General features: G+C 58.8%; 25 protein-coding genes and 1 pseudogene. 11 read left to right on the forward strand and 15 right to left on the reverse strand.

From position 1 onward, the window contains the following. Window positions 1-53 precede the first annotated feature (53 nt). From virB11 to BPNPMPFG_RS33460, 11 genes are all read right to left on the reverse strand, one after another. On the reverse strand, window positions 54-1079 hold the full coding sequence (gene virB11 / locus BPNPMPFG_RS33410) for a P-type DNA transfer ATPase VirB11 (protein WP_413776907.1): 1026 nt from the start codon (window positions 1077-1079) through the stop codon (window positions 54-56). After that, a complete protein-coding gene (gene virB10, locus BPNPMPFG_RS33415; protein ID WP_258597548.1) occupies window positions 1076-2539 on the reverse strand; it encodes a type IV secretion system protein VirB10 in 1464 nt (487 codons plus the stop codon). Before virB10 ends, virB11 begins: the two co-directional genes overlap by 4 nt. Then, complete coding sequence (locus BPNPMPFG_RS33420; RefSeq protein ID WP_258597550.1) at window positions 2539-3336, reverse strand: TrbG/VirB9 family P-type conjugative transfer protein; 798 nt, start codon at window positions 3334-3336, stop codon at window positions 2539-2541. Before BPNPMPFG_RS33420 ends, virB10 begins: the two co-directional genes overlap by 1 nt. Further along, the gene (locus BPNPMPFG_RS33425; protein ID WP_258597552.1) at window positions 3333-4040 is read right to left on the reverse strand and encodes a VirB8 family type IV secretion system protein; all 708 of its coding nucleotides are present in this window, start codon (window positions 4038-4040) and stop codon (window positions 3333-3335) included. The genes BPNPMPFG_RS33420 and BPNPMPFG_RS33425 overlap by 4 nt, the downstream gene beginning before the upstream one ends. A gap of 81 nt (window positions 4041-4121) precedes the next feature. Further along, a complete protein-coding gene (locus tag BPNPMPFG_RS33430) occupies window positions 4122-5165 on the reverse strand; it encodes a TrbL/VirB6 family protein (protein ID WP_258597554.1) in 1044 nt (347 codons plus the stop codon). Window positions 5166-5348: 183 nt separating this feature from the next. Next, the gene (locus BPNPMPFG_RS33435) at window positions 5349-6083 is read right to left on the reverse strand and encodes a type IV secretion system protein (protein WP_258597556.1); all 735 of its coding nucleotides are present in this window, start codon (window positions 6081-6083) and stop codon (window positions 5349-5351) included. Window positions 6084-6092: 9 nt separating this feature from the next. Beyond that, window positions 6093-7250 (reverse strand): lytic transglycosylase domain-containing protein, encoded by a 1158-nt coding sequence (locus tag BPNPMPFG_RS33440; protein WP_258597558.1) that lies wholly within the window; start codon window positions 7248-7250, stop codon window positions 6093-6095. Next, window positions 7234-9636: a VirB4 family type IV secretion/conjugal transfer ATPase gene (locus BPNPMPFG_RS33445; protein WP_258597560.1), complete on the reverse strand. Its 2403-nt coding sequence runs from the start codon at window positions 9634-9636 to the stop codon at window positions 7234-7236. The genes BPNPMPFG_RS33440 and BPNPMPFG_RS33445 overlap by 17 nt, the downstream gene beginning before the upstream one ends. Next, on the reverse strand, window positions 9633-9926 hold the full coding sequence (locus BPNPMPFG_RS33450; RefSeq protein WP_137935424.1) for a VirB3 family type IV secretion system protein: 294 nt from the start codon (window positions 9924-9926) through the stop codon (window positions 9633-9635). Before BPNPMPFG_RS33450 ends, BPNPMPFG_RS33445 begins: the two co-directional genes overlap by 4 nt. Before the next feature lie 3 nt (window positions 9927-9929). Beyond that, on the reverse strand, window positions 9930-10244 hold the full coding sequence (locus tag BPNPMPFG_RS33455; RefSeq protein WP_199645893.1) for a TrbC/VirB2 family type IV secretion system protein: 315 nt from the start codon (window positions 10242-10244) through the stop codon (window positions 9930-9932). A 12-nt stretch (window positions 10245-10256) separates the two neighbouring features. Then, the gene (locus tag BPNPMPFG_RS33460; RefSeq protein WP_258597562.1) at window positions 10257-10928 is read right to left on the reverse strand and encodes a lytic transglycosylase domain-containing protein; all 672 of its coding nucleotides are present in this window, start codon (window positions 10926-10928) and stop codon (window positions 10257-10259) included. A 66-nt stretch (window positions 10929-10994) separates the two neighbouring features. On the opposite strand from BPNPMPFG_RS33460, the gene BPNPMPFG_RS33465 reads away from it, so the two are divergent. The 3 genes from BPNPMPFG_RS33465 to BPNPMPFG_RS33475 are packed head-to-tail and all read left to right on the forward strand — an operon-like array spanning window position 10995 to window position 12303. Continuing rightward, window positions 10995-11597 (forward strand): hypothetical protein, encoded by a 603-nt coding sequence (locus tag BPNPMPFG_RS33465; RefSeq protein WP_258597564.1) that lies wholly within the window; start codon window positions 10995-10997, stop codon window positions 11595-11597. Then, window positions 11594-12142, forward strand: coding sequence for a thermonuclease family protein (locus tag BPNPMPFG_RS33470; RefSeq protein ID WP_258597565.1), 549 nt, complete (start codon window positions 11594-11596; stop codon window positions 12140-12142). The genes BPNPMPFG_RS33465 and BPNPMPFG_RS33470 overlap by 4 nt, the downstream gene beginning before the upstream one ends. Then, the gene (locus BPNPMPFG_RS33475; RefSeq protein WP_164753924.1) at window positions 12139-12303 is read left to right on the forward strand and encodes a hypothetical protein; all 165 of its coding nucleotides are present in this window, start codon (window positions 12139-12141) and stop codon (window positions 12301-12303) included. Before BPNPMPFG_RS33470 ends, BPNPMPFG_RS33475 begins: the two co-directional genes overlap by 4 nt. On the opposite strand, the gene BPNPMPFG_RS33480 is transcribed toward BPNPMPFG_RS33475, so the two are convergent. Further along, window positions 12300-12644 (reverse strand): hypothetical protein, encoded by a 345-nt coding sequence (locus BPNPMPFG_RS33480; RefSeq protein WP_258597568.1) that lies wholly within the window; start codon window positions 12642-12644, stop codon window positions 12300-12302. The two genes, BPNPMPFG_RS33475 and BPNPMPFG_RS33480, sit on opposite strands and share 4 nt — an antisense overlap. Before the next feature lie 140 nt (window positions 12645-12784). On the opposite strand from BPNPMPFG_RS33480, the gene BPNPMPFG_RS33485 reads away from it, so the two are divergent. The 4 genes from BPNPMPFG_RS33485 to BPNPMPFG_RS33500 are packed head-to-tail and all read left to right on the forward strand — an operon-like array spanning window position 12785 to window position 15918. Continuing rightward, window positions 12785-13414 carry a response regulator gene (locus tag BPNPMPFG_RS33485; RefSeq protein WP_258597571.1) on the forward strand — a complete coding sequence of 210 codons (630 nt, stop codon included), beginning with the start codon at window positions 12785-12787 and terminating at the stop codon, window positions 13412-13414. 5 nt (window positions 13415-13419) lie between these two features. After that, window positions 13420-14121, forward strand: coding sequence for an FkbM family methyltransferase (locus tag BPNPMPFG_RS33490; protein ID WP_258597573.1), 702 nt, complete (start codon window positions 13420-13422; stop codon window positions 14119-14121). Continuing rightward, complete coding sequence (locus BPNPMPFG_RS33495) at window positions 14111-14656, forward strand: putative pterin-binding protein (protein ID WP_258597575.1); 546 nt, start codon at window positions 14111-14113, stop codon at window positions 14654-14656. Before BPNPMPFG_RS33490 ends, BPNPMPFG_RS33495 begins: the two co-directional genes overlap by 11 nt. Next, window positions 14653-15918 carry a sensor histidine kinase gene (locus BPNPMPFG_RS33500; protein ID WP_258597577.1) on the forward strand — a complete coding sequence of 422 codons (1266 nt, stop codon included), beginning with the start codon at window positions 14653-14655 and terminating at the stop codon, window positions 15916-15918. Before BPNPMPFG_RS33495 ends, BPNPMPFG_RS33500 begins: the two co-directional genes overlap by 4 nt. A 4-nt stretch (window positions 15919-15922) precedes the next feature. On the opposite strand, the gene BPNPMPFG_RS33505 is transcribed toward BPNPMPFG_RS33500, so the two are convergent. Continuing rightward, window positions 15923-16471, reverse strand: a complete 549-nt coding sequence (locus BPNPMPFG_RS33505; RefSeq protein ID WP_258597579.1) for a helix-turn-helix domain-containing protein — start codon at window positions 16469-16471, stop codon at window positions 15923-15925. Window positions 16472-16568: 97 nt separating this feature from the next. Here BPNPMPFG_RS33505 and BPNPMPFG_RS33510 point away from each other — a divergent pair, with 97 nt between their 5' ends. Continuing rightward, window positions 16569-17168 carry a hypothetical protein gene (locus BPNPMPFG_RS33510; RefSeq protein ID WP_258597581.1) on the forward strand — a complete coding sequence of 200 codons (600 nt, stop codon included), beginning with the start codon at window positions 16569-16571 and terminating at the stop codon, window positions 17166-17168. A gap of 56 nt (window positions 17169-17224) precedes the next feature. Continuing rightward, window positions 17225-17686 (forward strand): hypothetical protein, encoded by a 462-nt coding sequence (locus tag BPNPMPFG_RS33515; RefSeq protein WP_258597582.1) that lies wholly within the window; start codon window positions 17225-17227, stop codon window positions 17684-17686. A gap of 543 nt (window positions 17687-18229) precedes the next feature. On the opposite strand, the pseudogene BPNPMPFG_RS33520 reads toward BPNPMPFG_RS33515, so the two are convergent. After that, window positions 18230-18385: pseudogene (locus BPNPMPFG_RS33520) on the reverse strand (N-alpha-acetyl diaminobutyric acid deacetylase DoeB); the annotation flags it as partial. 151 nt (window positions 18386-18536) lie between these two features. Between BPNPMPFG_RS33520 and BPNPMPFG_RS33525 the strand changes: the two are divergent. Next, complete coding sequence (locus BPNPMPFG_RS33525) at window positions 18537-18728, forward strand: hypothetical protein (RefSeq protein WP_258597584.1); 192 nt, start codon at window positions 18537-18539, stop codon at window positions 18726-18728. 234 nt (window positions 18729-18962) lie between these two features. Here BPNPMPFG_RS33525 and BPNPMPFG_RS33530 read toward each other — a convergent pair whose 3' ends face one another. Next, entirely contained in the window at window positions 18963-19769 is an 807-nt protein-coding gene (locus BPNPMPFG_RS33530) for a hypothetical protein (protein ID WP_258597585.1), read from the reverse strand. Between the two features lie 238 nt (window positions 19770-20007). Here BPNPMPFG_RS33530 and BPNPMPFG_RS33535 point away from each other — a divergent pair, with 238 nt between their 5' ends. Then, window positions 20008-20109 (forward strand): GrpB family protein, encoded by a 102-nt coding sequence (locus tag BPNPMPFG_RS33535; RefSeq protein WP_258597664.1) that lies wholly within the window; start codon window positions 20008-20010, stop codon window positions 20107-20109. Window positions 20110-20213 lie beyond the last annotated feature (104 nt).

Below are 20213 nucleotides of genomic sequence, written 5' to 3' on the forward strand. Positions count from 1 at the left end.
CGCCATGAGCACCATGAAAATTGCTGTTGCGATTTTCTGCATGGGTGGCCCCGCTAGATCGTCTCCGCCTTGGTGAACTTGATCTCGCTGATGCCGCGCCGTCCGCCTTCGGTGCGGACCATCTGGACGACCACCGGAATGACCTCGCGCAGGTAGTCGAGGATTTCGCCTCGTGAGAGGCCCGAGCTGCCCTGCATGACCATCAACGCCAGCCGCTCGTAGGCAGACCGGGCGGAATTGGCATGAACGGTCGTGAGCGAACCCGGATGGCCGGTGTTGATCGCTTGAAGGAACGCGAAGGTTTCAGCGCCGCGCAACTCGCCCAATAGCAGACGGTCGGGCCGCATACGAAGGGAGGCTTCGAGCAGCTGTTGCGCGGAAACTTTGGCAAGGCCCTGGTCGCCCTTCGAGGCTATCAAGGTGACGTTGTTGGGAGCCGGCAGCCTCAGTTCGCGGGTGTCTTCGATGGTGATGATCCGTTCATGAGCCGGGATCTCCTTCAAGAGTGCATTCAAGAACGTCGTCTTGCCGGTCGACGTACCGCCTGAAACGACGATCGAGACGCGGTTGCGCACCGCATATTGCAGGAAGTCCATCGGCGAGGTGTCGTGCAACATCTCGACAAGTCGCTTTTCTTCGGTTGACAGCGCCAGGCCGCTGCCCATCGCAGTGTTCTCGAATGCGCCAAGATCCTTGTAGGCAGCAAGGCTCATATCCATGATGACCTGCTTGCGGATCGAGATCGCCCCGCCTTCGGGAGCCGCCGGCGGCAAGATGCATTGGATGCGCTCGCCTGAGGGTAAGGCGGCCGACAGGACCGGCTTTTCTTCGTTGATGACCTGATTTGTCGCCGAGGCGACGCCAGTCGATATGTTGCGGATCCAGCCGGGCGTGACCTCGCGCTTGACGACGTGCTCCATTTCCTTGGCGCCGAGGCGTTCGATGAACAATTCACCCGGCCTGTTGATTGCAATCTCGGAAACCGAATCTTCGTTCAAATAGGGCCATATCGGTTCCAGATGAGCGCGCAGGACCGGGGCTCTCGCCCAAGGGTCGGGGAGGGGATGCACGGCATTCATTTCACCGGGCTCCCATAGCCGGGATAGAAGTTATCCTTTGGCGTCGTGTAGAGAGGCGTCGGATCGATTGCCGTCTTCGGTCGCCCACCTGCCTTCAGGCGCGCCACTTCTTCCTGGACGGGATCGGCGTACAAATCCGAGAAATCGAGATCTCGCCGCACCAGCACGACAATGGATGTGCCCTGGTCGACATAGACTGTCGGACCAATGTTCTGCGTGTCGCGAAATGCCTCCTGCGCGAGTTGCTGCAAGGCGGTCGATGACTTGTCAAAAGCGATGCCGCGGGCGTCGCGCTGCGAGCCATTGCCCCCATAAGTTTCGGTCGTGGTCTCGCCGGTCACGGGATCGATCGTCGACACCTGGCGCTGTTGTCCATCTTGCCCGCTATCGCCAAGCGAGGACAGATATTCAGAGACGCCGCCAACGACGGAAAGCATGATGGCGTTACCGTAGCGTTCAACCCAGTGCGTATCGACACGCCCGCCCATGCCGCCGCGGCCGAGCGCGTCGGCGCCAGGCGACTTGATATCGACGGAAATGCCGTCCGAGCGAATGACCCTGCTCCAGACGATGAAAACACGCTTTTGACCGCGCGCAAGCCCCGAGCGGTATTCTCCGGTCAGGCGCGAGCCCTTCGGAATGAGGATCCGCCTGCCGTCGAGCGAGAAGACATCCTCACGCACGACTGCGCGCACGGCGCCGGGAAGGTCGGTGTTAACAGCGGTTTCCAAATAGCCGCGAATGATCGTTCCCTCTGGGATCAACGCATCGGTGCGTCGAAAAACCCTGGCTTTGACGATGCCGGAGGAACTTGCCTCAGACTGCGCCAGGAATGCCTTGTTGGGGTCACTGTCGGCGCCTGGGACCGGGATGATCTGACCGTCGGGCGCGATTTCGACCTGTGCCGCCTGGGCGCCGGCATCCGTCGAGCCGGTTTGATCATTCGTCACCATCTGGCTCGACCGCAGGCGTTCCCACACCGCTTTTTCGCGCTCGGCCGCCTCCGCTTTACGACGAGCCTCGTCCTCAGCCGCCGCCTTGCGTCGGGCTTCTTCCGTCTCGGCCTTGCGGCGAGCCTCCTCGGCCGCCATTTGCGCCTCCAGCGTGCGTCGCTGCGCATCAAGGTCGGCGCCCTCCTGAACGGTCTGATCGACATTATCGGCTTGTTGCGTGCCGTTCTGGACGTCAGCCGGTGGCGGCACCACGATCTGGTCGATCGTGCCGTCGGCAGGTTGCGGCGGGTCGTTCAACGCCGGCGGGCGGAACTCTGGCGGATTGAAGTTTTCCTCGCCATCGCTGCGAATATCGCGCGATACCGGCTCCCGGGGCCAGTTGAGCCATATCAGCGCGCCTATCAGCACCACGCCGAGGCCGACCAGGGCGATCCTGGTACCCACGCCCGCACCACGGCGCGCGACCGTCGGGCTGCCGTCCAGTTGGTTATAGTCGATCTGGGTCATCACCGCCCTCCGCTGGATCCGAACAGGGTGGAACCACCTGTCAGTTTCGTTGGACCGTAGACCTGCTCGACTGGATCGATAGCGTTGGGTCGAGCCCGGTTGTAGAGGCAGAGCGTCTTGCCATCGGCCCGCAAGGTGAATTGCCGTGCGACCTTGTCGATGACGGTGTATTTGCCCTGCGTGCGAACGTTGACCAGCGACTCCTGGCGCTTATCGTCGACAACGAAAATCGCCGGAATGTCACCCTTGAACTCCAGAAACACCCTCGTGCCGTCGTCGAATACGGTGCGCGGCTTCAAGCTGTCGTCGCCCTTGTAGGCATAGTCGTAGTTGAGATCGGCATAGTTCAGATCCTTCAAGTTCGGATCGGCGGCGCTCTCCTTGGCCTGTGAGAGCAGGCGCGCGTTGACATCCTCGTCCGGGTATTTGAACCGGACCTGGAAGGATGCCCGGTCACGGCTATCGTCAGTCGCCTGCAGCAGCAGGGAATAGACGCGCCGGTTGGTGACCACGTTGACGTTGGTCCACGCATCGCGCTCCAGCGGCTTGACGAACAGAAATCGCGATCCGCGTTTGGGGATGATCGACCAGCCTTTCGTGTCGCCAGCGGAGACGGTTTCGATGATTTCGGTCGGGCTGAGCTCGACCATCGTCGAAATACCGAGAGCTGCGCGCACCGATGTGACGTCGTCGTTGTTGAAAGTGACATACCGGATGCGGCCGTCGCGCGCGGCCGCGCCGTGCATCGTGCCGAGCAGAAGGGCGGCTGTTAGAGCGAGGCCCACGCGCCATCTCATTGCAGGCTCCCCGCGGCCGGCGCCGATTCCTGGTCGCGGCGGTAATCCGTTACCTGAAATCCCAGCGGGTTGTCGAAACGCCATTCGTTCTTGAGCGGTGTTGAGGTGTAGCGGAATTTTATCACCGCCACCCAATTGTCGGCCGTGGACGAATTGTCCCGCCGCGTCGTCGTGGCAAAGCGCACCGAGGCTGTGTTGCGATTGAGCAGGGAAACCGACTTGATCTCGACCGCGACAGTGACATTGCGGCCAAAAATCTTGTCCAGCGATTGTGGGTTTGCTGGCGTATAAAGCCATGTCAAATCCTTGGACGCGACGTCGGTCGAGTAGAGCTGCGCCAAGTCGTAATTCTCTTTCAGTTCACGGGAATCGTAGGTTTCGCGGGCCCTGATGTAGCGCACCAGATTGGCCGCCGTGACGGCCTCGTTCTGGGACAAATCTCCAGGCTTGAGCGCGCGCATGATCTCGAGGTAGCCCGTCGATTTGTCGACCTCGACAACATACGGTTCGAACTGCCGGAGCGGCAGGATCAGCACGAGCGCCAGCAGCGACAGCACCGCCACCAGTCCGGAAACGCCACTGACGATCCATGCCAATGTACGCGATCGACGCATTGACCGGTGCGTGTCGTCTTCCCAGGTCGCGCCCGCCCCGTAATAGCGCTTGTCGACGAGCTCGCCGCCGCTGTTAGCAGCTGTTTCCATTGGAGTTGACACTTTACTATTGCCTCGTTTGCGCGACGCATCCTGAGCCAGAGCCGCGATCGGTGATCGTTGTGTTCTCGTTTAGGCCAGAGGCCTGGAGTTATCGCGCGCACCTTGTTGGATGGCGGACCGGGTTGCGGCATCCGCCCTCGCTGCTCGCGAAGTTCGAAAACTGTTTGCCACGAGCTGCCGGGCGCCCCGAGCGGCGCGGCCGGCGGCCCATCGTGCACCGGAGTAGCGCACGGCATTCCTGCCGAAGGTCCCATAGGAGTAGCGAGCTCCCACGGTGCTGAGATACCCGCCGCCGTTCAGGATCGAAGCAATCGAGGGTATCTGCATGAGAACGTAGATCCCGATGATCGTCACCAGCACCAGCGGCAGCACCAGCGACATCTTGCTGTCCATGGTTGCTCCACCGGACGTGGCGGTGTTCAGCGCCGCATTGACGAGCGAAAAGTAGAAGCCGAGAAATCCGTAGATCAGGATTTGCTGGATCATCAGAAAGGTGGTCAGCGAAAGGAAGCCTTCGCTCATGCGCGAGGACCAGCGGTAAAGCCAAAGAATGATCCATATCGGCGCCAGTGCGAGCGTGATGAACAACATCACCTTGGCGGCGATGATTGCGGCAATGGCAAGCGCTGCGAAGATGATGGCTGATAGCAGAACCAGCAACGACAAGAGCGCGCCAAAAATGTCATAGAAGGATCCGCTATAGACCTGATTGGCGACGTCCTGCGCCCCTTTGTAGAGATTGTCGATCAGCGCTGGAATTGCCGCCTGATCGCTGAGCTGGTTGCCGGTGGCTCGCGACACGGCGCCAACGATCACCTTACCGACCTCATCCGGAATGCTTTGAACAAGCTGGTAAATCGTTGCCGAAAATGTCCCCCATCCGGTCAGCAGCAGATAGATGATGACGGCGCGGCCGAGGCGATAAGCCGCTTCGATTGGCGAAATTGACTCTCGCCCGCTCAGGATCGAATAGCCCCACCACACGATATAGAGGGTCAGCATGAGGGTGAAGACGTTGCCCATCGCATTGCCCAACTGCATATAGACGGTGCGGACGAAGTCCTCGCCGATGTTGTCAATGCCACCGAGAATGCTTTCGGCAAGACCGTTCATGGATCCTCGTCAATGATGCTGGCGAACGGCGTTGAATTGACCGGCTTCAGCGCGCCGCATTCGTCGGAGCGGGCATACGCCAAAGGCCCGCACGGCGCTTTCAGCTCGCGATTTGCGCATCCGAAAAGCCCTGCGCCGAGCCCGATCACAACGCATATGCGCAGGACTCGCCTCGACAAGCGCTCAGTCCCCGCTCTTGCCGAATTCCGCGAACGGATTGACGTTGCGCGGTGTCATCATCTTCTGCACCTGGCTCTGGCGAAGAAGATCTCCCTTCAGCTTCTCATTCAGGGCCGCGACCGCACCGTTCTGGACGCCGATCAATTCGTTGACCGCGCGCGCGTTTTCCAGCTGCATTCGTGTGTTCTGGTCCATCGATCCCTTGACGTCCTGCGACTGCCCGATCTGCCCGCTCGCTGACTGCAGAGACTGTTGGCGCTGGGTAACGCCCTGCGAAGCCTGCGAGGTCAATGCGCTTAGCAGCGAGGCCACGTTGACGCTGCCGCCATAGGCCGTGTTGACGGCGCTGGTCTCCTTGCCGGCAATCTGCTGGAGCTGCTTCACCAGCTGGAGGCCGTTGATGACGGCACCGGCGATTTTCTGGATTTCGGGCGACAGGCCGCCAAACGAAAGAGCCCCGCCGTTCAGGATCGATCCGAACGACGGCGCCTGGGCAATCGACATGTTGCCGCCGAGGCCCATTTGTCCGATGCCGAGCGAACCGTCACGACTGCCGCTGAGAGCCTGCAGGATCTCCTCACTCTTTTTCAGAATGTCCTTGTTCGAATCCATGATGGAGTTGGTGTTGTCCGCATTCTTGCGGGCGACATCGAGATTGGCGCCATCGATGACCGCAATCTGTGCAAGGGCCGCACTCGTCCAAAGCGCCATGCCGGCAGCAATCGCGAATTTCTTCATGTCAGCCTCCTATTGCTGTAGAGAATTGATCACGCTGGCAGCGCCGGCAGGATCACTGGTGATGATCATCGAGCGGTTGTCGGCCGAGCTTGCCCCCGCATTCTCAAGTGCGCATGGTAGCCACCGGCCGCGATCGATCCTCAACCGCCCCAATTCCGCAGGATCACAAGAGAACGGGTTTGGAGAGCCGCTCTTCGGCCGTTGCACCAGTTTGGACGACTGCGATGCCTGAACATTCTGCAACGATAGAAGTTGGGCCAGCAACGTCGTAAAATCCCCCGCCTGGGCGAGGTACTGGTTGGTGACATCGGCGTTGATCCCACGAGCCGACGAGTTCAGCTCCCAGGCGTCCTTGTATTCGGTCACCTGGCCAACGTTGCCCGATAGCGCGTCGATTGCCGCGTCGTTGGCGCCCATCTGCGATGAGCTTGCATCAAGGCCGCCAGCCGCCTTCCTCACCGTGCCCATGGCCGCGCCCTGGGCCGCGCCGCCTACGCCGTCGGCCGTTACGATCGAGAATGGTGGCGGCGCGGCGGCGGGAGCCTTGCCGCTCGATACATATTCGTTGAAGTAGCTGTTCCAGCGGCCGACGCCGCCGGCCCATTGGTTTTGCTCGCCTGCGTTCGATCCGTTGTAGAAGGAGGCGAGACAGCTGTAATTCGTCGCCCCGCATTGCTTCACGCCCATTCCGAGATATTTGACGCCGCCTTCGACATTCTGCTCGTTCACGTCGCGGTCCAGTCCCATGGACTTGCCGGTGCCCTTGGTCAGCTGCATGACGCCTTTGACGCCGGTGTGGCTCCCGGCGCATGTGTCGAAGCGCGATTCCTGATAGGCGACGGACAGCGCCAGGCCTTCGGGCACCCCGTATTTTTGCGCAAAATAGCGGATCATCTTCACGTTGCCCGCGTCGCGCTGCAACGCTTCGGCTGGCGACCGGCGAAACATTTGTGAGCGGTATTTGTTCGAATAGGTGCAGACGACGCTTTTCTTCTTGTCGGTTTCGTCGTTCTTCGCTTCATCCGACTTCTTGCTGTGCTGCTCGTCCTCCTGCCGTTTGTCGAGGTTCTGCCCGTCGATCACCGCGATCTGAGCGACAGCCACGCTCATGCTTTCCGCCGTCGCGAGAGCCACGGCCAGACAAGCGCTGCTAAGCCGCTTCGTCATGCTCGTTCTCCCATCCGCAGAAGTATGGCAGCCACATCTCCGGCTCGTCGCCGAAGGTCTCCCGGAGCCGGGCGCATTCCTTGCTGTTGGCTTCGTTCGAGGACAAGACCTTGATGAGATCGGGCATCGCCGACAAATCGAGCTTGGCAACGATCGAGTCGCTGTCGTGCTTGACGAGGAAGGTGCGTGTTTCCTTGGCGGTGCGGCGCACGAACTCGAATTCCTTCGCTGTCAGCGAGAAGCGCTCCATGTAGGACTCCTTGCTCGCCTTCGGGTTGGGGAAGAAAATGTTGGTCTTCGTTTGCTCGATCAGCGACGACGAGATGGAGGAATTGACGACGTCCTCCGCCGTCTGCGTGCCAAAGCCGACCACGCCGTTGCGGCGACGAATGGTCTTCAGCGTCTCGTTGATGAAGGCGGCGAAAACCTCGTCGTCCAACAGCTTCCAGCCTTCATCGAGGAACAGCATGATCGGTGAGCCGTCGATGACGTCCTCAAGACGATGAAAGATATAGAGCAACGCCGCCGAGCGCAGCTTTCGGTCGCCTAGGATCTTCGTCATGTCGAACCCGACAATGGGCTTCGAGAAATCGATGAGATCGACGGGATTGTTGAAAAGCCAGCCCTTGTCCTTTGGGTCGAGCCAGGGTTGTATTCGCGCCGCCAGATCGTTCATGCCAGGCATGAGCGAGCCCCGCAGCACTTCCGGCAGCAGGTCGAAGGTCCGCTGTTCGCGCGGGATTTTGTAGATCATGTCGACGGCGGCGTTGATGACGCGCATCTCAGCCACGTCCAGCGCGCCGCCTTCTGGCGTCAGAATGTAGAGGAGCAGATCTTCGAGGAATGAACGGTTTTCCGCCGTATCCTCCTGCTGCAATGGCGCGAACCCGGTTGGCTGGGAAGGTTCCATCACCTCGTAGCGACCGCCGAGCGCCCGAACGAAAATTTCAGCACCGCGCATATAGTCGAAATAAACACACCGTGGCCGCGGCATGATGCGCATGGCTTGCGCCATCAGGAACGACAGCACGACGGTCTTGCCCGAGCCGGTCGGGCCGAACACCGTGAAGTGCCCGACATCGTGAACGTGGAAATTGAAATAGTAGGCAGTCTGGCTGGTCGTTTCGAGCAAGGCGATGGGCCGTTTCCAATGCAGCCTCTCACGTTGGCCGGACGGGAAATTGTGTCCGGAGAAAAGACCGGCGAAGTTAAGTGACGAGATCAACGCACGTCGCGCGATGTAGCTGAAATTTCCCGGCAACTGCGCCCAGAAGGCCAGTTCCGTGTTCAGTGTCTCGCGAACCGGCACGATCGACATGCGCGAAAGCTCGGCCGTGATGTCGGATAGCGCACGGTTGAGCCCGGTCATGTCCGGTGCCAAGGCCATGACGCTCATGTGATGTTGTCCGAAGACGACTTCGCCGCCGGCCAGCTTGTCGGCGCCGTCGTGGACTGACTCTTCGACCGTCGTGCCCGCCTCGTCGGAACCCTCAACCTGGTTGGCGATGGTGTTGATCCTGCGCATCGCGGTTACACGGTCTTCGATCGCGAAACTCTGCGTCAGGACAAACTCATGTGGCAGGCGCAAAAGACCGTCCAATGAGCCCGGCGCGGTGAACGGTGGGTATTCCTTGATCGACACCATCGCGCCGAGCTTGCTTTCGTCCGGCCCGCGAAGTTCCAGCGCGGATTTGCCGAAAAACAGCTGTCGTGTCGCCAGCACATCGCCAAGGCTCATGCGCGGCAAAGGCATTTCGACGTCGACGCCGCCGGCGAGGATCTTCGCCAAAAATTCCGCCGGCTCGGAAAAGAAGCTGTCGCGGCGCTTCACGACGCCGAGAAGACGCGCACCATAAGCCGTGAAATCCTTGACCATCCCGTCAAGGATGTCATGCAGTTCGGCGATCGCCTCTTCGCGGGTTTCTTCGCCTGCGGTGCTGATGCGGAATGCATTGAGCGTCTTGTCCACCCAGCCGACGCGACCGACCATCGGTCGGCGTATGACCGTGAGATACGCCTCGTTGACGAAAAGGGTTTTCGCCCCGAGCTCGTCCATGTAGCGGGCGTCGAGCTCGGCCACGAAAGGATTTTCAAAGTCACCTTCGATCTCAGGCGTCACGTGGCGGCGGATGATCGTCGTGTAGACGGCAAAGCGAGAGGTCGAGAGATTGCGGAACGTCGTGTTGCGGTTGAACATTCGGCTGTTCAACTCGGCCTGGTCCATCGTCTGGAACGGCAGGCCACTAAGCTGGATGGCGCCGACCAGAAAGCCACTCTTCGTCACGATCAGATTGTCATCGACATGGCGAAGGTAGGGGATGTGCATCGCCGCGGGTTTTTCGCGGCGGCGCTCACGGCCAAATTTCAGGTCGGCATCGAGGCTCACGGCGAATAGCTCCTCGCGCCCCAAAAAGTAAGGTTCGCCACCGCTCCGCGTTTGGAGATGCGCCGCTCGAAAATATGGAACATGTAGGGGTCGCGCTGGCACAGATATGCGCTGACCAGATGCACCACGCCAAACACGCCAAGGCCGAGCATGAAGCTGCTCGTGGCGATAAAGCCGATCACCGCAAGAATGCCATTCAGGGCAAAAACCTCATAGCGCACCCCCCATTTCATCGGGGGGCGTGTCAGGGGCAGGCTGACCGGCTCGACATAGACCTCCTCGTCGTCCATGCGTCAGCTGCCTCCAGCGGTCGCGCGAACCGCATCCACAAGCTGGGCGGCGCCGAAGATCAGGGCGATGCCAATGATGATGGAAAAAGCCATCATCCACGCCAGCCGGCCGGTCATGGCGAGGAAGCCGAGAAAACAGACCGCGATGATGGCGAATGAGCGCGCTATGTTGCCCTGCAGAACTCCGACGAACCACTGCAGCACATTTTCGACTGGCGCGGCCGACTGGGCATACGCAGTGGCTGGCGCGAGCGCTATTCCGACCGCCGAGGCCAAGGCCAGTTTCAGGGCAAATTTGCCTGCTTTCCTGTATTCCACCCTTGGCTCCTTTCAGTTGCCGAGATCCATGACATGACCATCCTGCCAAGCGTCCTCGCTTGCTGCCGGTGCGGCGAGCATTTCGGATTTGGTCAGGACGGACTTCTTCACGACACCGCCGAACTTCCAGCGGTTCAGTATTTTTACGATGTATTCCGCGGTCTCCGGATTCACCGGAATGCCCTGCGCCTTGTAGACGCTGTTGGGCCCGGCGTTATAAGCCGCAAGCATCAGCAGCGGATCCTGGAACTCGTCATAGAGTGACTTCAGATAGCGCAAGCCAGCCCGGACATTCGCCTGCGTATCGCAACGGTCGCTGACGCCGAGATCGGCCGCCGTGGCCGGCATCAACTGCATGATCCCCAGGGCTCCGGCCTTGGACGGACCCTGAATGGCGCCGAGATCGCTTTCAGCCCATGCAATCGCCTCGGCCAGATCGGCATCGAAGCCTTCGTCCCGCGCGATTGAACGCACGAGTTCGGCGACTTCAGTACGGTTTCCGGTTTTGCACGCCCCCGGCCTTTGCGCCCCGACTGATGCAAGGGCTTGCGCCGGCGTTGCAAAGGCGACTTCGACGCGGTCTGATGCCAGGTCCCGGGCGTGCGCTACGAAAGGCATGGTAGCGGCACATAGAGTGAGCAGAAGAGCTGATCGAGTGTTCATACTGTCGCCAAAATTTAACACTTTACTATGGCTACACGCAGCCCTAGTAAAGTGTCAACACCAGATGCACCACAAGGACGAATTTGGATGAAACAGATTGCCCTTTGCACGGCTTTGCTGCTCCAGGGCGCCGCGGCTCATGCTGGTGGCGCCGACGCCCCAAGTGCCTTCGCGCAACCCTCGGAGCATTACCTGCTCCAGTTTGCGAAGCCGGGCGAAAAGGTGTTCGTCTATGAGCGCTACGATGCGAAAGGTGCGCTCTTTCAGCGCGATGCGGCGACCCTCATCTCGCCAGTCAAAGTGCCGTCTGCGACCGAGCGCGTCATCAACGGCGTGGCCTATCGACTGCGCGGTCTCGCGGCCTGCCCAAAACCGAAGATTACCTACAAGGCGCAGGAGTGGGACTGCACGCAGGCCGCGCAGGACTATGAAGAAGGAATCTACAACGATCGTGCTTCTGTCGTGCTTTGCAAAACGCTTGTGCTGCGGAGCGGGAAGGGGGAACCAGACGCCGTGTCGTGTTTTTCTCTCGTGGGTGCGGGCAATGCAAACGACCCGTACAATGTCGCCTACGACGATGACGAAATGGTTTTTTTCGACATGGCCGCAATCGGACGTAACAAGGACGGCAAGTCGCTGCGCCCCGATCTGGAGCACTCTGCCGACCTCGGTGGACAGTTCCAGGAATGAAACAGGCGCGCTTTGCAGTGCTGGCCGTTTTTGGTTTGTGCGCATCGGCACAGGCCCAGGATGCATCCGAATCTGCCGCGCCAACGCCCTTCGCGGTATCGAAATCGGCTCAACTGCTGACTGGAGATACCTGGCGTGACGGCGACCACCTTTTCCGCCTCTATGGCGTGCAGTCGTGTCTTCGCGGTACGTCGGCTGAACAGCCAAATGGGAACAAACTCGATTGCGGGAACATCTCGCTGGCGCACCTGGCAGCCCTGTTCGATAGCGCTGCGGTGACATGCCAGCCAATCGGCTACGCCCTCGACAAGGCGGCCTTTGTCGTCTGCGGTGCGCAGCTGAATGGCGACACAATCGACGTCGGCACCGCGCTCATAGCGACCGGATACGCGTTTGCCGCAACGACAGGAAAGGGCAAAGCTGTCAATGAGAACTACCTCGTCGCGGAAATCAACGCTAAGATGAAACGTGCAGGTTTGTGGAGCACGACGTTTCAGCATCCTGTTCAGCTGCTGCTAAATAAGCGATCGGAGAGACAAGAATGAAGCACGACGATGAGGCGCACAAATATTACTATCCCGTGGAAGGACGCGGTGACGGCGCTATTGGCGGAGCCGCGGCGTTCTTGGCAATCATCTTGGTGCCTGCAGGGCTCTATGCGGCCTGGAATACCGTGGCCTCATGGATTTCGGCACTCTTCTCCTAGGACGGCAGTTTCGCGAAAGAACCGAGCAACGCGCGAAAATCGTCGACATCAACCTCGCACCAGTCATGAGACGTCAGCCGTTGAAAGTAAGCAGCCTTCATTTTGATCTCCGCGATAGTGGCGACTGGAGCAATGGCAGCACGCCTTCGTACAGCGGCCTCCTCCGCCATGACCGCGTCCAGTCTCGCACCCAGCACGATCGCGTCCGTACCCTCTGCCTCCATCGCTCGCTTGCCGATACGTTCAAGCTCAGCGACCCTCTGACGATGTTCCGCAATCAGTTTCCCGACGCCTTCAGCCGGTTCCATCTGTCGGTTGCTGGAGACCAGTTGAATAGGCATCGTCCTGCTCCTGGCGTACATCGGTCAGACACAGATACCTCGGGAGGTGAGGAAAAATAGGGATGGGACCATCCCTTTTTTGAAGCGACTTATTCTGAAAGACAGGGCAGGGGGCGCCTGCGTAGAAGGACTGGCTTTCAATGTTTCGTGCCCTGGTGGTCGAAGACCAGACGCTTATGCGTCTGGCTCTGATGAATGAAGTGCAAGCGAGCTTCGAAAAATGCGTCGTCCTGGGGGCGGAAACGCTGAACATCGCGACCGTAGAACTTCAAAACAGCCATTTCGATCTTGTCGTTATCGATCCTGGCTTGCCCGGTTTTGACCCCACCTCACAAGGCGATCGCGTCGCTGTCGTCGACAGGATCATCGAGGCTTCACCCAGTGCAATCCATATTGTTGTCACCGGTTCCGACAACCGTAGCGAAGCAGATGGTTTCCGACGAATCGGCGCCGCCGCCTATCTAGGCAAGACCGGACTTGCGCCCGGCGTGTTCAGCGACGTTCTGGACGATATTTCCACCAAGGGATTCTCCTTGCGCCTGTCGCGGGCTGTCATGACAAAACCCGATTACCGATTTTCCGTCCTTACACCGCGCGAACAGGAGGCCATCGACATGATGGCGCACCGCGCACCCGGCGTGAAACGCAAGGAGATATTCTCGCTCATGGCCGATCGACTCGCCATTGATGCCGGCTCGGCCGAGAAATATTACAAGCAGGCTCGCGCCAAGCTCATGAGGCAAGGTCATCCGCTCCCACAGGGGCTATGATCGCGATGGCTTCTCTAACCGTACATGGGATCAAGGTCCCCGTCGAACCGCGGGATGTTTCGCCGGTTATCTGGCGAGCGCTTCAAAGCCAGAGCTATGAAGCGAAGGAAGCGAAGTGGATCTTCAGGGCGGTCAAGGCGCGCGATCGCGTACTGGAGCTAGGGTCCGGTATTGGCATCATCACCGCATTGATTGCGAAAATCCCCGGCGTTCAGGTGTGGGCTTTTGAAGCAAATCCCGCAACAGCGGAACTAGCCAAGCGCGTGATAGCGGCCAACGAGCTCGACAATGTCACATATTCCCAGGGCATCCTCACAGCAGGCCCGCCGCGGTCCTTCACCTTCTACGTTCGTCGCGACCTTTGGATGTCATCCACGGACAAAAACCAGGGACCATATGAGCGCGAATTTTCAATCGTCTCGGCCGACGTCGATCGTTTCATCGCCGATCATCGAATAAATGCCCTAGTCATGGACATCGAAGGTGCTGAGAAAGAACTTTTGCAAGACGCCGAGCTGCCCGGCGTCGAACGTATCTTTCTTGAGCTGCACGACCATCTCTATGGCCTTGACGGCATCCGCAACATCACGCTTGCCCTGGCAGAAAAGGGATTTGCCTACGATCCGCGGGGCTCCCGAGGACCTTGCGTGCTGTTCGCCAAGAACGATGGACCCCGTGAATACGAGGATATGGAAGATGTTGCGTAATGCCCTTGCTGTCATGTTTGCCCTGGCCCTTCCGCTCGCTAGTGCGGCCGAGGAAATCCCGCTCGATCCCAACGAAGTGTCGGTTCAAGACGCCAGCGGCAAGACCGTCGCGGTCTTTTCGGTCAACCAGCTGCAGGCAGAGTTTCCGCAACAGACCTATGACACGCGAACCCCCTGGACGAGCGACAACGAGAAAATCGAATACCGTGGGCCGCTGCTTGCAAACGTGCTTGCTAAGGCTGGAGTAACCGTCGCGCAGGAGGTGAAAGTTGTCGCCTTTGACAACTTCGTTTCCGATATTCGTATTGACGAAATCCGGTCTTATAATCCGATCCTGGCAGTTGAGCGTCGTTGCAACGAGAACGACAAGGCCGGCTCGCTTTGCCCGCAGGGCCAGGATTTCCGCCCGATCAGCATGGTGGAGAAAGGGCCCATCTTCATTGTTTGGCCCTTCGACAAGTTGCCCGCTTCATATGTTCCCGCAAGGAACTCGATCTGGGTGTTTTTCCCAGTCATCCTGCGCGCCACGCAATGAAGTTTTTCAACGGCCGTTTGCTCGCTGTTCTGCCATATCTCGGTATGGCTGCTGCCCTTGGCCTGAGTGCGTGGACATTCATCCAATCCGACCGCTATCGCCAAGAGACGGATGCCATCCTCAATCAGACCTTCGAGATTCAGTGGCGCGCGGCACAGATTCGCGAGCGCCTTATACGGGTCTATGGCTATCTTCGCATTGCCGACGCGACGGGAAAGCTTGATGCGGACATCGATCGGCAAATGGCGCTGGTCAGCGTCAACGTCGCCCAGCTGGAAAACCTGCCCTATCTGAACCGCTTTTTTCCCGATCGCGATGCCGAACTCTTAGGCGGGATTCGCCTGACTCTCGAACAGAAAATCGCACCCCTTGTGTCGGCGCGCAAAAACTACACTCAAGCCATTGCCGACATGGCCAAGCTGGAACAGTCAATTTATGAGATTTCCAGCTCTACCGTTGATCACAGTGCCACCTTGCAGCAGACAGCCAGCATCGACATTGCGGCCACGCGCAACTGGTTCATCTTTGCCATCGCGCTTGGCCTGGGCGCTACCTTCTACCTCGTGATCCATCAGCGATATGCGCTAGCCAATCGCCGTGACCAGCATATGCGCTCGTTCGCTTCGCTGTTTGCGCATATGACCCGATCGCGTGTCACAGCCTTGCGGCTGTTCCTTGAGCACGCACAACCAGACAAGCAGCCGAGCGGTGAAATGCTTGAGGCTGCGCGCGGTGCTGCCAACGAACTGGAATCGATCACCAACAGCGTGCTTCAGATCGCCTATGCACCACAAGATTCCAGCACCGTGGCGCTCGGCCAACTGCTTGAGGATCTCACGCGCGATCGCAGCAGTATGGTGCAAGTTCTGGTCGATGCTAAAGCGCGTCTGCATCCCGTGCCGGCGGCGCCGTTCCGGCTGGTGGTCAATGAGCTGATCGAAAACGCTCTGGCCGCGTTTTCCAGCGCCAGAAACGCACGAGTACTCATCTCTGCGACACTCAAACGACAACCATTCCTTCCGCGCAGTTATCTCGTGCTAGAAGTGGCCGACAAGGGCGCAGGCATGCCACCTGCAATTGTTGCAAAGGCAACTACCCCTTTCTTTTCAACGCGAGCTGGAAATCATACTGGCCTTGGACTGACCGCATGTTCCCAGATGGTCTCGACGCTGAACGGAAAGCTCGTCATCCATAGCGCCCAAGGTGTCGGTACAACCGTGCAGGTCAGGATTCCTGTGCGTTCCACCGCAGCTCTGAAATGACTCTCTACGCCTCCGGCTGCGTCAGAAGCATATGGTCAGTTGTTGGCGGGATCTTATCGGAAAAGAGGAAGGTCGCTGGATCAAGTTTCAACGCCTTGGCGATCGCCGCAATCGTGTCCACGCTGATATTGCCGCTCGCGCGTTCCAGTTTCGTGAATGTCGCCTCCGCCACACCGATGAGTTCGGCCATCTCATAGCGGTGCAAAGTACGTCGTTGACGCTCAAAATCGATGATGTGCGCCAGCCGCTTGCGGATCGCATTGTCGTCCAACCGATGCGCCCATTCCGGAACTTTCTTGCCGCCGGCGAGCAGTGCTGCAAAAGACAGTTGCAAGCCGTTTGCCATGATCTGCAGCGTCGTCAATGTGACATTATTTTTCTGACGCACAGTCTGAATGTAGGTTCGATAGGCCAGTTTTTCGCCCTCGGCGGTCCGAAACAGCTCGGCCATGTGCATGTGGGATAGGCCACGTTTGGCTCTCTCCCGCTCAAGCGTCAGAGCGATGTTGGCGCGCAAAGGGTTGTTGACCGCGCCTGCGTCGTCTCGTTTCATAAATCGGTGTAGTCGCACAAACCTGCCTTTTCTATCTGTCCTCTTTCGCGCGGATCATCCATAGTAAACTATCAAAATCCGCAGCGAGGAAAAGGCTATGACCATGCTCAAATTCCTTTTGGTGGGTGCCGTCGCCCTCGCGGGCGCCGCAGCTCTTCCATCCCAATCGAAAGCGTCGGAATGGGGCTGTCAGGTCCTCCTCTGTCTGGCCGGCGACTGGCAGGGTACCCCCTCGTGCCACCCGCCAATCTCCAAGTTGATTGCGGCGATGGAATCCCCGGGTTTCAACTGGCCGACCTGTCCGCAAGCAAACTCCAGCGCCGCGAAATACGAGAAGTATGAGGATTGTCCGTCTGGCTGGCAAGCAGTTGGCGCAAATTCCGACCGGCCCGGAATGGGGCAAGAACGGAGTATCTGCCGCATCGCGACCGACAGGCTCACATTGCCCGTTACTTTCATGAATAGTCGCCTCGGCCAGAATCATGACGACGGATCTCGACAGGCCCAAATCGAGATCGACGGAAAGTTTGTGACGGCAAAAATCCAAATCACGGGCAACGATAGAGGGCATTCCCTTGGCAACGGTTCCACATACGACACCATCTCTCGGCCGAAGCGCGGAAAGCCCTGGTTCATCGAGTATGATGACGCGAACGGCGTGCGCCAGAAAAGCTGGTTCAATCTCAACATGCCATGAGCCGGGCGATCACGCAGGACGATGCACGATGGGGTCGCAATTCAGGGAGGTTTGTAGTGTTCAAGGCGCTTCTCCTGTCCACGGTGATTTTGAACACAGGCGCAGTGTTGACGGCGGCGGCTAGTCAGAGCGACAAGCCGCGCTCAGGTGTGGACAATCCTATGTGGCCCGCTTCACTGAAATGGGATTGCAAGACCGCCGCCAAAATCGTGTGTGAGCGTGATGGCAGTTGCTCGGTGGCTGAGGACCACACTGGATTTGTGCTGAACTACGGCAGCAACGAAGCTGAGTTCCCGGCCAGCAATGTCAGGATCAAACGCCACTATCAACAGACCGTGCAGGCAAGCCCTTTGCAGCAGGAAGTCAAAGTCGAACTGGCCGACAATCGCGTACTCTGGCTGACGGCCGTGGATGCCAGCCGCACTTATTCCGAAGCGTGGGTCGGCGCACTGAGCGAGTTGAAGGGTGGCGCGCTACTGATGGAATCCGAGGGAGTCTATTGCATGCCGCACAAGTGAGTGCGCCGAGAGGGGAGGCGAGCGAAGGCCGGTATGGTCTGACTTGGGACGCCGGCGGTTCAGAAGAATTCAGAGTCTCCCGTCCATTTTATCAGACGATGAGGGGGTCTCAAGTAGCATATATCTGTCGAACCGAGACGTCGAGTAAGCGTTACTGGTGAAACATTGACGGCTTGCCTTACTCATGACAGTTGCTTAATATCGGTTATTGAACTAAACTTATATAAATCAATTACTCAGTTCAGATAATATCCATTATGTTAATGGATGATCCCAAATGAAAGTTCATGATCTCATCTTTTCGCGTGCAACTAAAAAGCATCGGCAACCGGCATAGCAGCCGGAGACATTCAGACTGCCACGCTTTGTGTTGCTGACGTTTCGGAATTTCCGCGCAGTTTGGCGTCAAGCCCGCGCGGTTAAGCATCATCCTTTCAGACTTGAGTGGCAACGATTGCGACCGTGGGCGCTGGGAAGGGTTGGCTTCGACGGACATCGTAGGCTCAAAGGCAGTCTTACTTCGGAATTTTCGCAATTCCCGTCCTATGACCATTCAGGGACGAACACGCCCACCACCGAGGCACAGACGCCGGCCTTGACCAGGCCTGGGAAATGACGCGCCCCCAAAAAGCCCGGGATCTTTGCCCTGATCTCGTAAGGCGCAACCCCGGTCCGTCCGATGGAATGGATGCGCGCCAGCGTTCATACGCAGACAACGTGACAGCGTCAGCCGGCGTCCTGGTACTCCCCCGATTATCCCCGATTTAAATCAAATCCGTCTGTGGATATTGACGATTGCGCGACCCTCACCTCGTAGACGGCTAATGTGGGCGGCTACTGAGAGGGTCATATGACAAGCGATTTTTCCGCCGCCCGAGTGCATTTAGATCGAGCGTACCACTACCTTCGTGGCGATGATCCGATGAGCCAGAGGGGACGCGAAGCCTTGGACCTGTTAATTGAGGCGGTTGCCGCCGAAGAGTTCAAGCTGCCACGCCAAAACGCGGAGGTGCTAATGTTTCCGATTGGGCGCCGCTTCTGAGGCGATCTCCATGGCCGCCACTCTGAACCATGGTGAGCAAATCCTCCCAGAACGCAAGGAAGCCCGCCCCGGCATGAGCCGAGACGGGCAATAGAAATGGCAGTCCAAGCGCGCGTCCACGGAAACAGCGCCGGCAGGTGAAATTCAGCAGAATGTCCATCCTGGCGCACGTATGTTCCCCAAACTGAGAAATTGACCGATGCCGTGGGAAAACTCGACTGCGCGCCTGTCTCCCTACTCCGGTTCCTTATAGGTGGTCGGGTAGCCCCTACCGATCACCGTGTACCCCTCCTCACCCTCCGAATGAATCCTGAGAATGTTGGAGGGGGGCAGTTTGTGTTCGACGCCGAGATCGAGGCCTTCGCGAAGGAATTCGGAACCCAGGCTGCACGCATATTCCCTGACGGCAATCCTGGCGACGCTAAAGCCTGCCAAGCCACCGTTGGCTTCCGCAAGCGGTACCGTGATCTCGAAGACTCTGCCGCGGCCGATTTCCTTCAGAACGCTGATCACGTCCTCATCTTCCGTTCCAACAAGCAGCCAGTAAGCGGATTCGCCGCCCCAGTGCTCGACGAGCAGCTTCACGGCAGATTCGTCCGGATGGAGCGGCACAGTTGTTGACCAGAAGCCTTTGCGGACGCCGAAATCCGTGCGCAGGCGGGGTCGCTTGATGATCCTAGTGCCCTGTTCCGGTGTCAACCCTCCGGCAGCGACCTGACGATCGACGCGGTTGTTCAGGGAATCCACCGAGGTCGGAACCATGCCTTCGGCCTGCACGGATTCAACCTCGTCGTCAGTCATGCGGGTGTAGTGGAATGTCCGCAACGTTTTCGTTGACATGATTTCGGCAAGGCCATCGACCGTCGCCGCGTAGTCGCCTTGGAACCGGTTCGGCTGGATCGGCACCCAGGTCGCGAGCTTGGCGACCATGATGTCCTTCTTCCGCTCGAGGGCAGAATAGCCGTCGATGATGTCTCGGTGGGACTCGAGATAATCCTTAATCTCGCTGTCGTAGGTGCCGATGTCCCAGAGATCGATCATTCGGTCCGTCCGCCGCGCCACAGTACCCTCAGCGACCTCAACCAGAAACGGATCTCGGTCATTGCGACCGGCGAGCCGTCGCACACTTACACCCTCGGGCAAACTCACGCGTTCGCCAGCGCAAGGCTGAGCGCATTTCGGCTGCTCTGCGAATCAGGCAAGCCGCCGAAAATCCGGGGGGCCACGTTCCCTAAATGAATGCGATAAAGTCGTCGACTACGATCCAGCATGGCCAGGGATATTCGAAGAGCAAAAGCGTCGGATCTTGGAGGTGATCGGCGACATGGTCGCGAGCATCCATCACATCGGCAGCACTTCGATTGTCGGGCTTTTGCGCTAGACTGCGGCGCGGCAATCAACGTGAGAGCGCGTCAATCAGGGGATCTTCCGCATATTTGGTGCAGGGGCCGGGATTCACGGGCGGTGCGAATGAGTCCATAGAGT

This window comes from Mesorhizobium sp. AR07 (assembly GCF_024746815.1).
Lineage (GTDB): Bacteria > Pseudomonadota > Alphaproteobacteria > Rhizobiales > Rhizobiaceae > Mesorhizobium.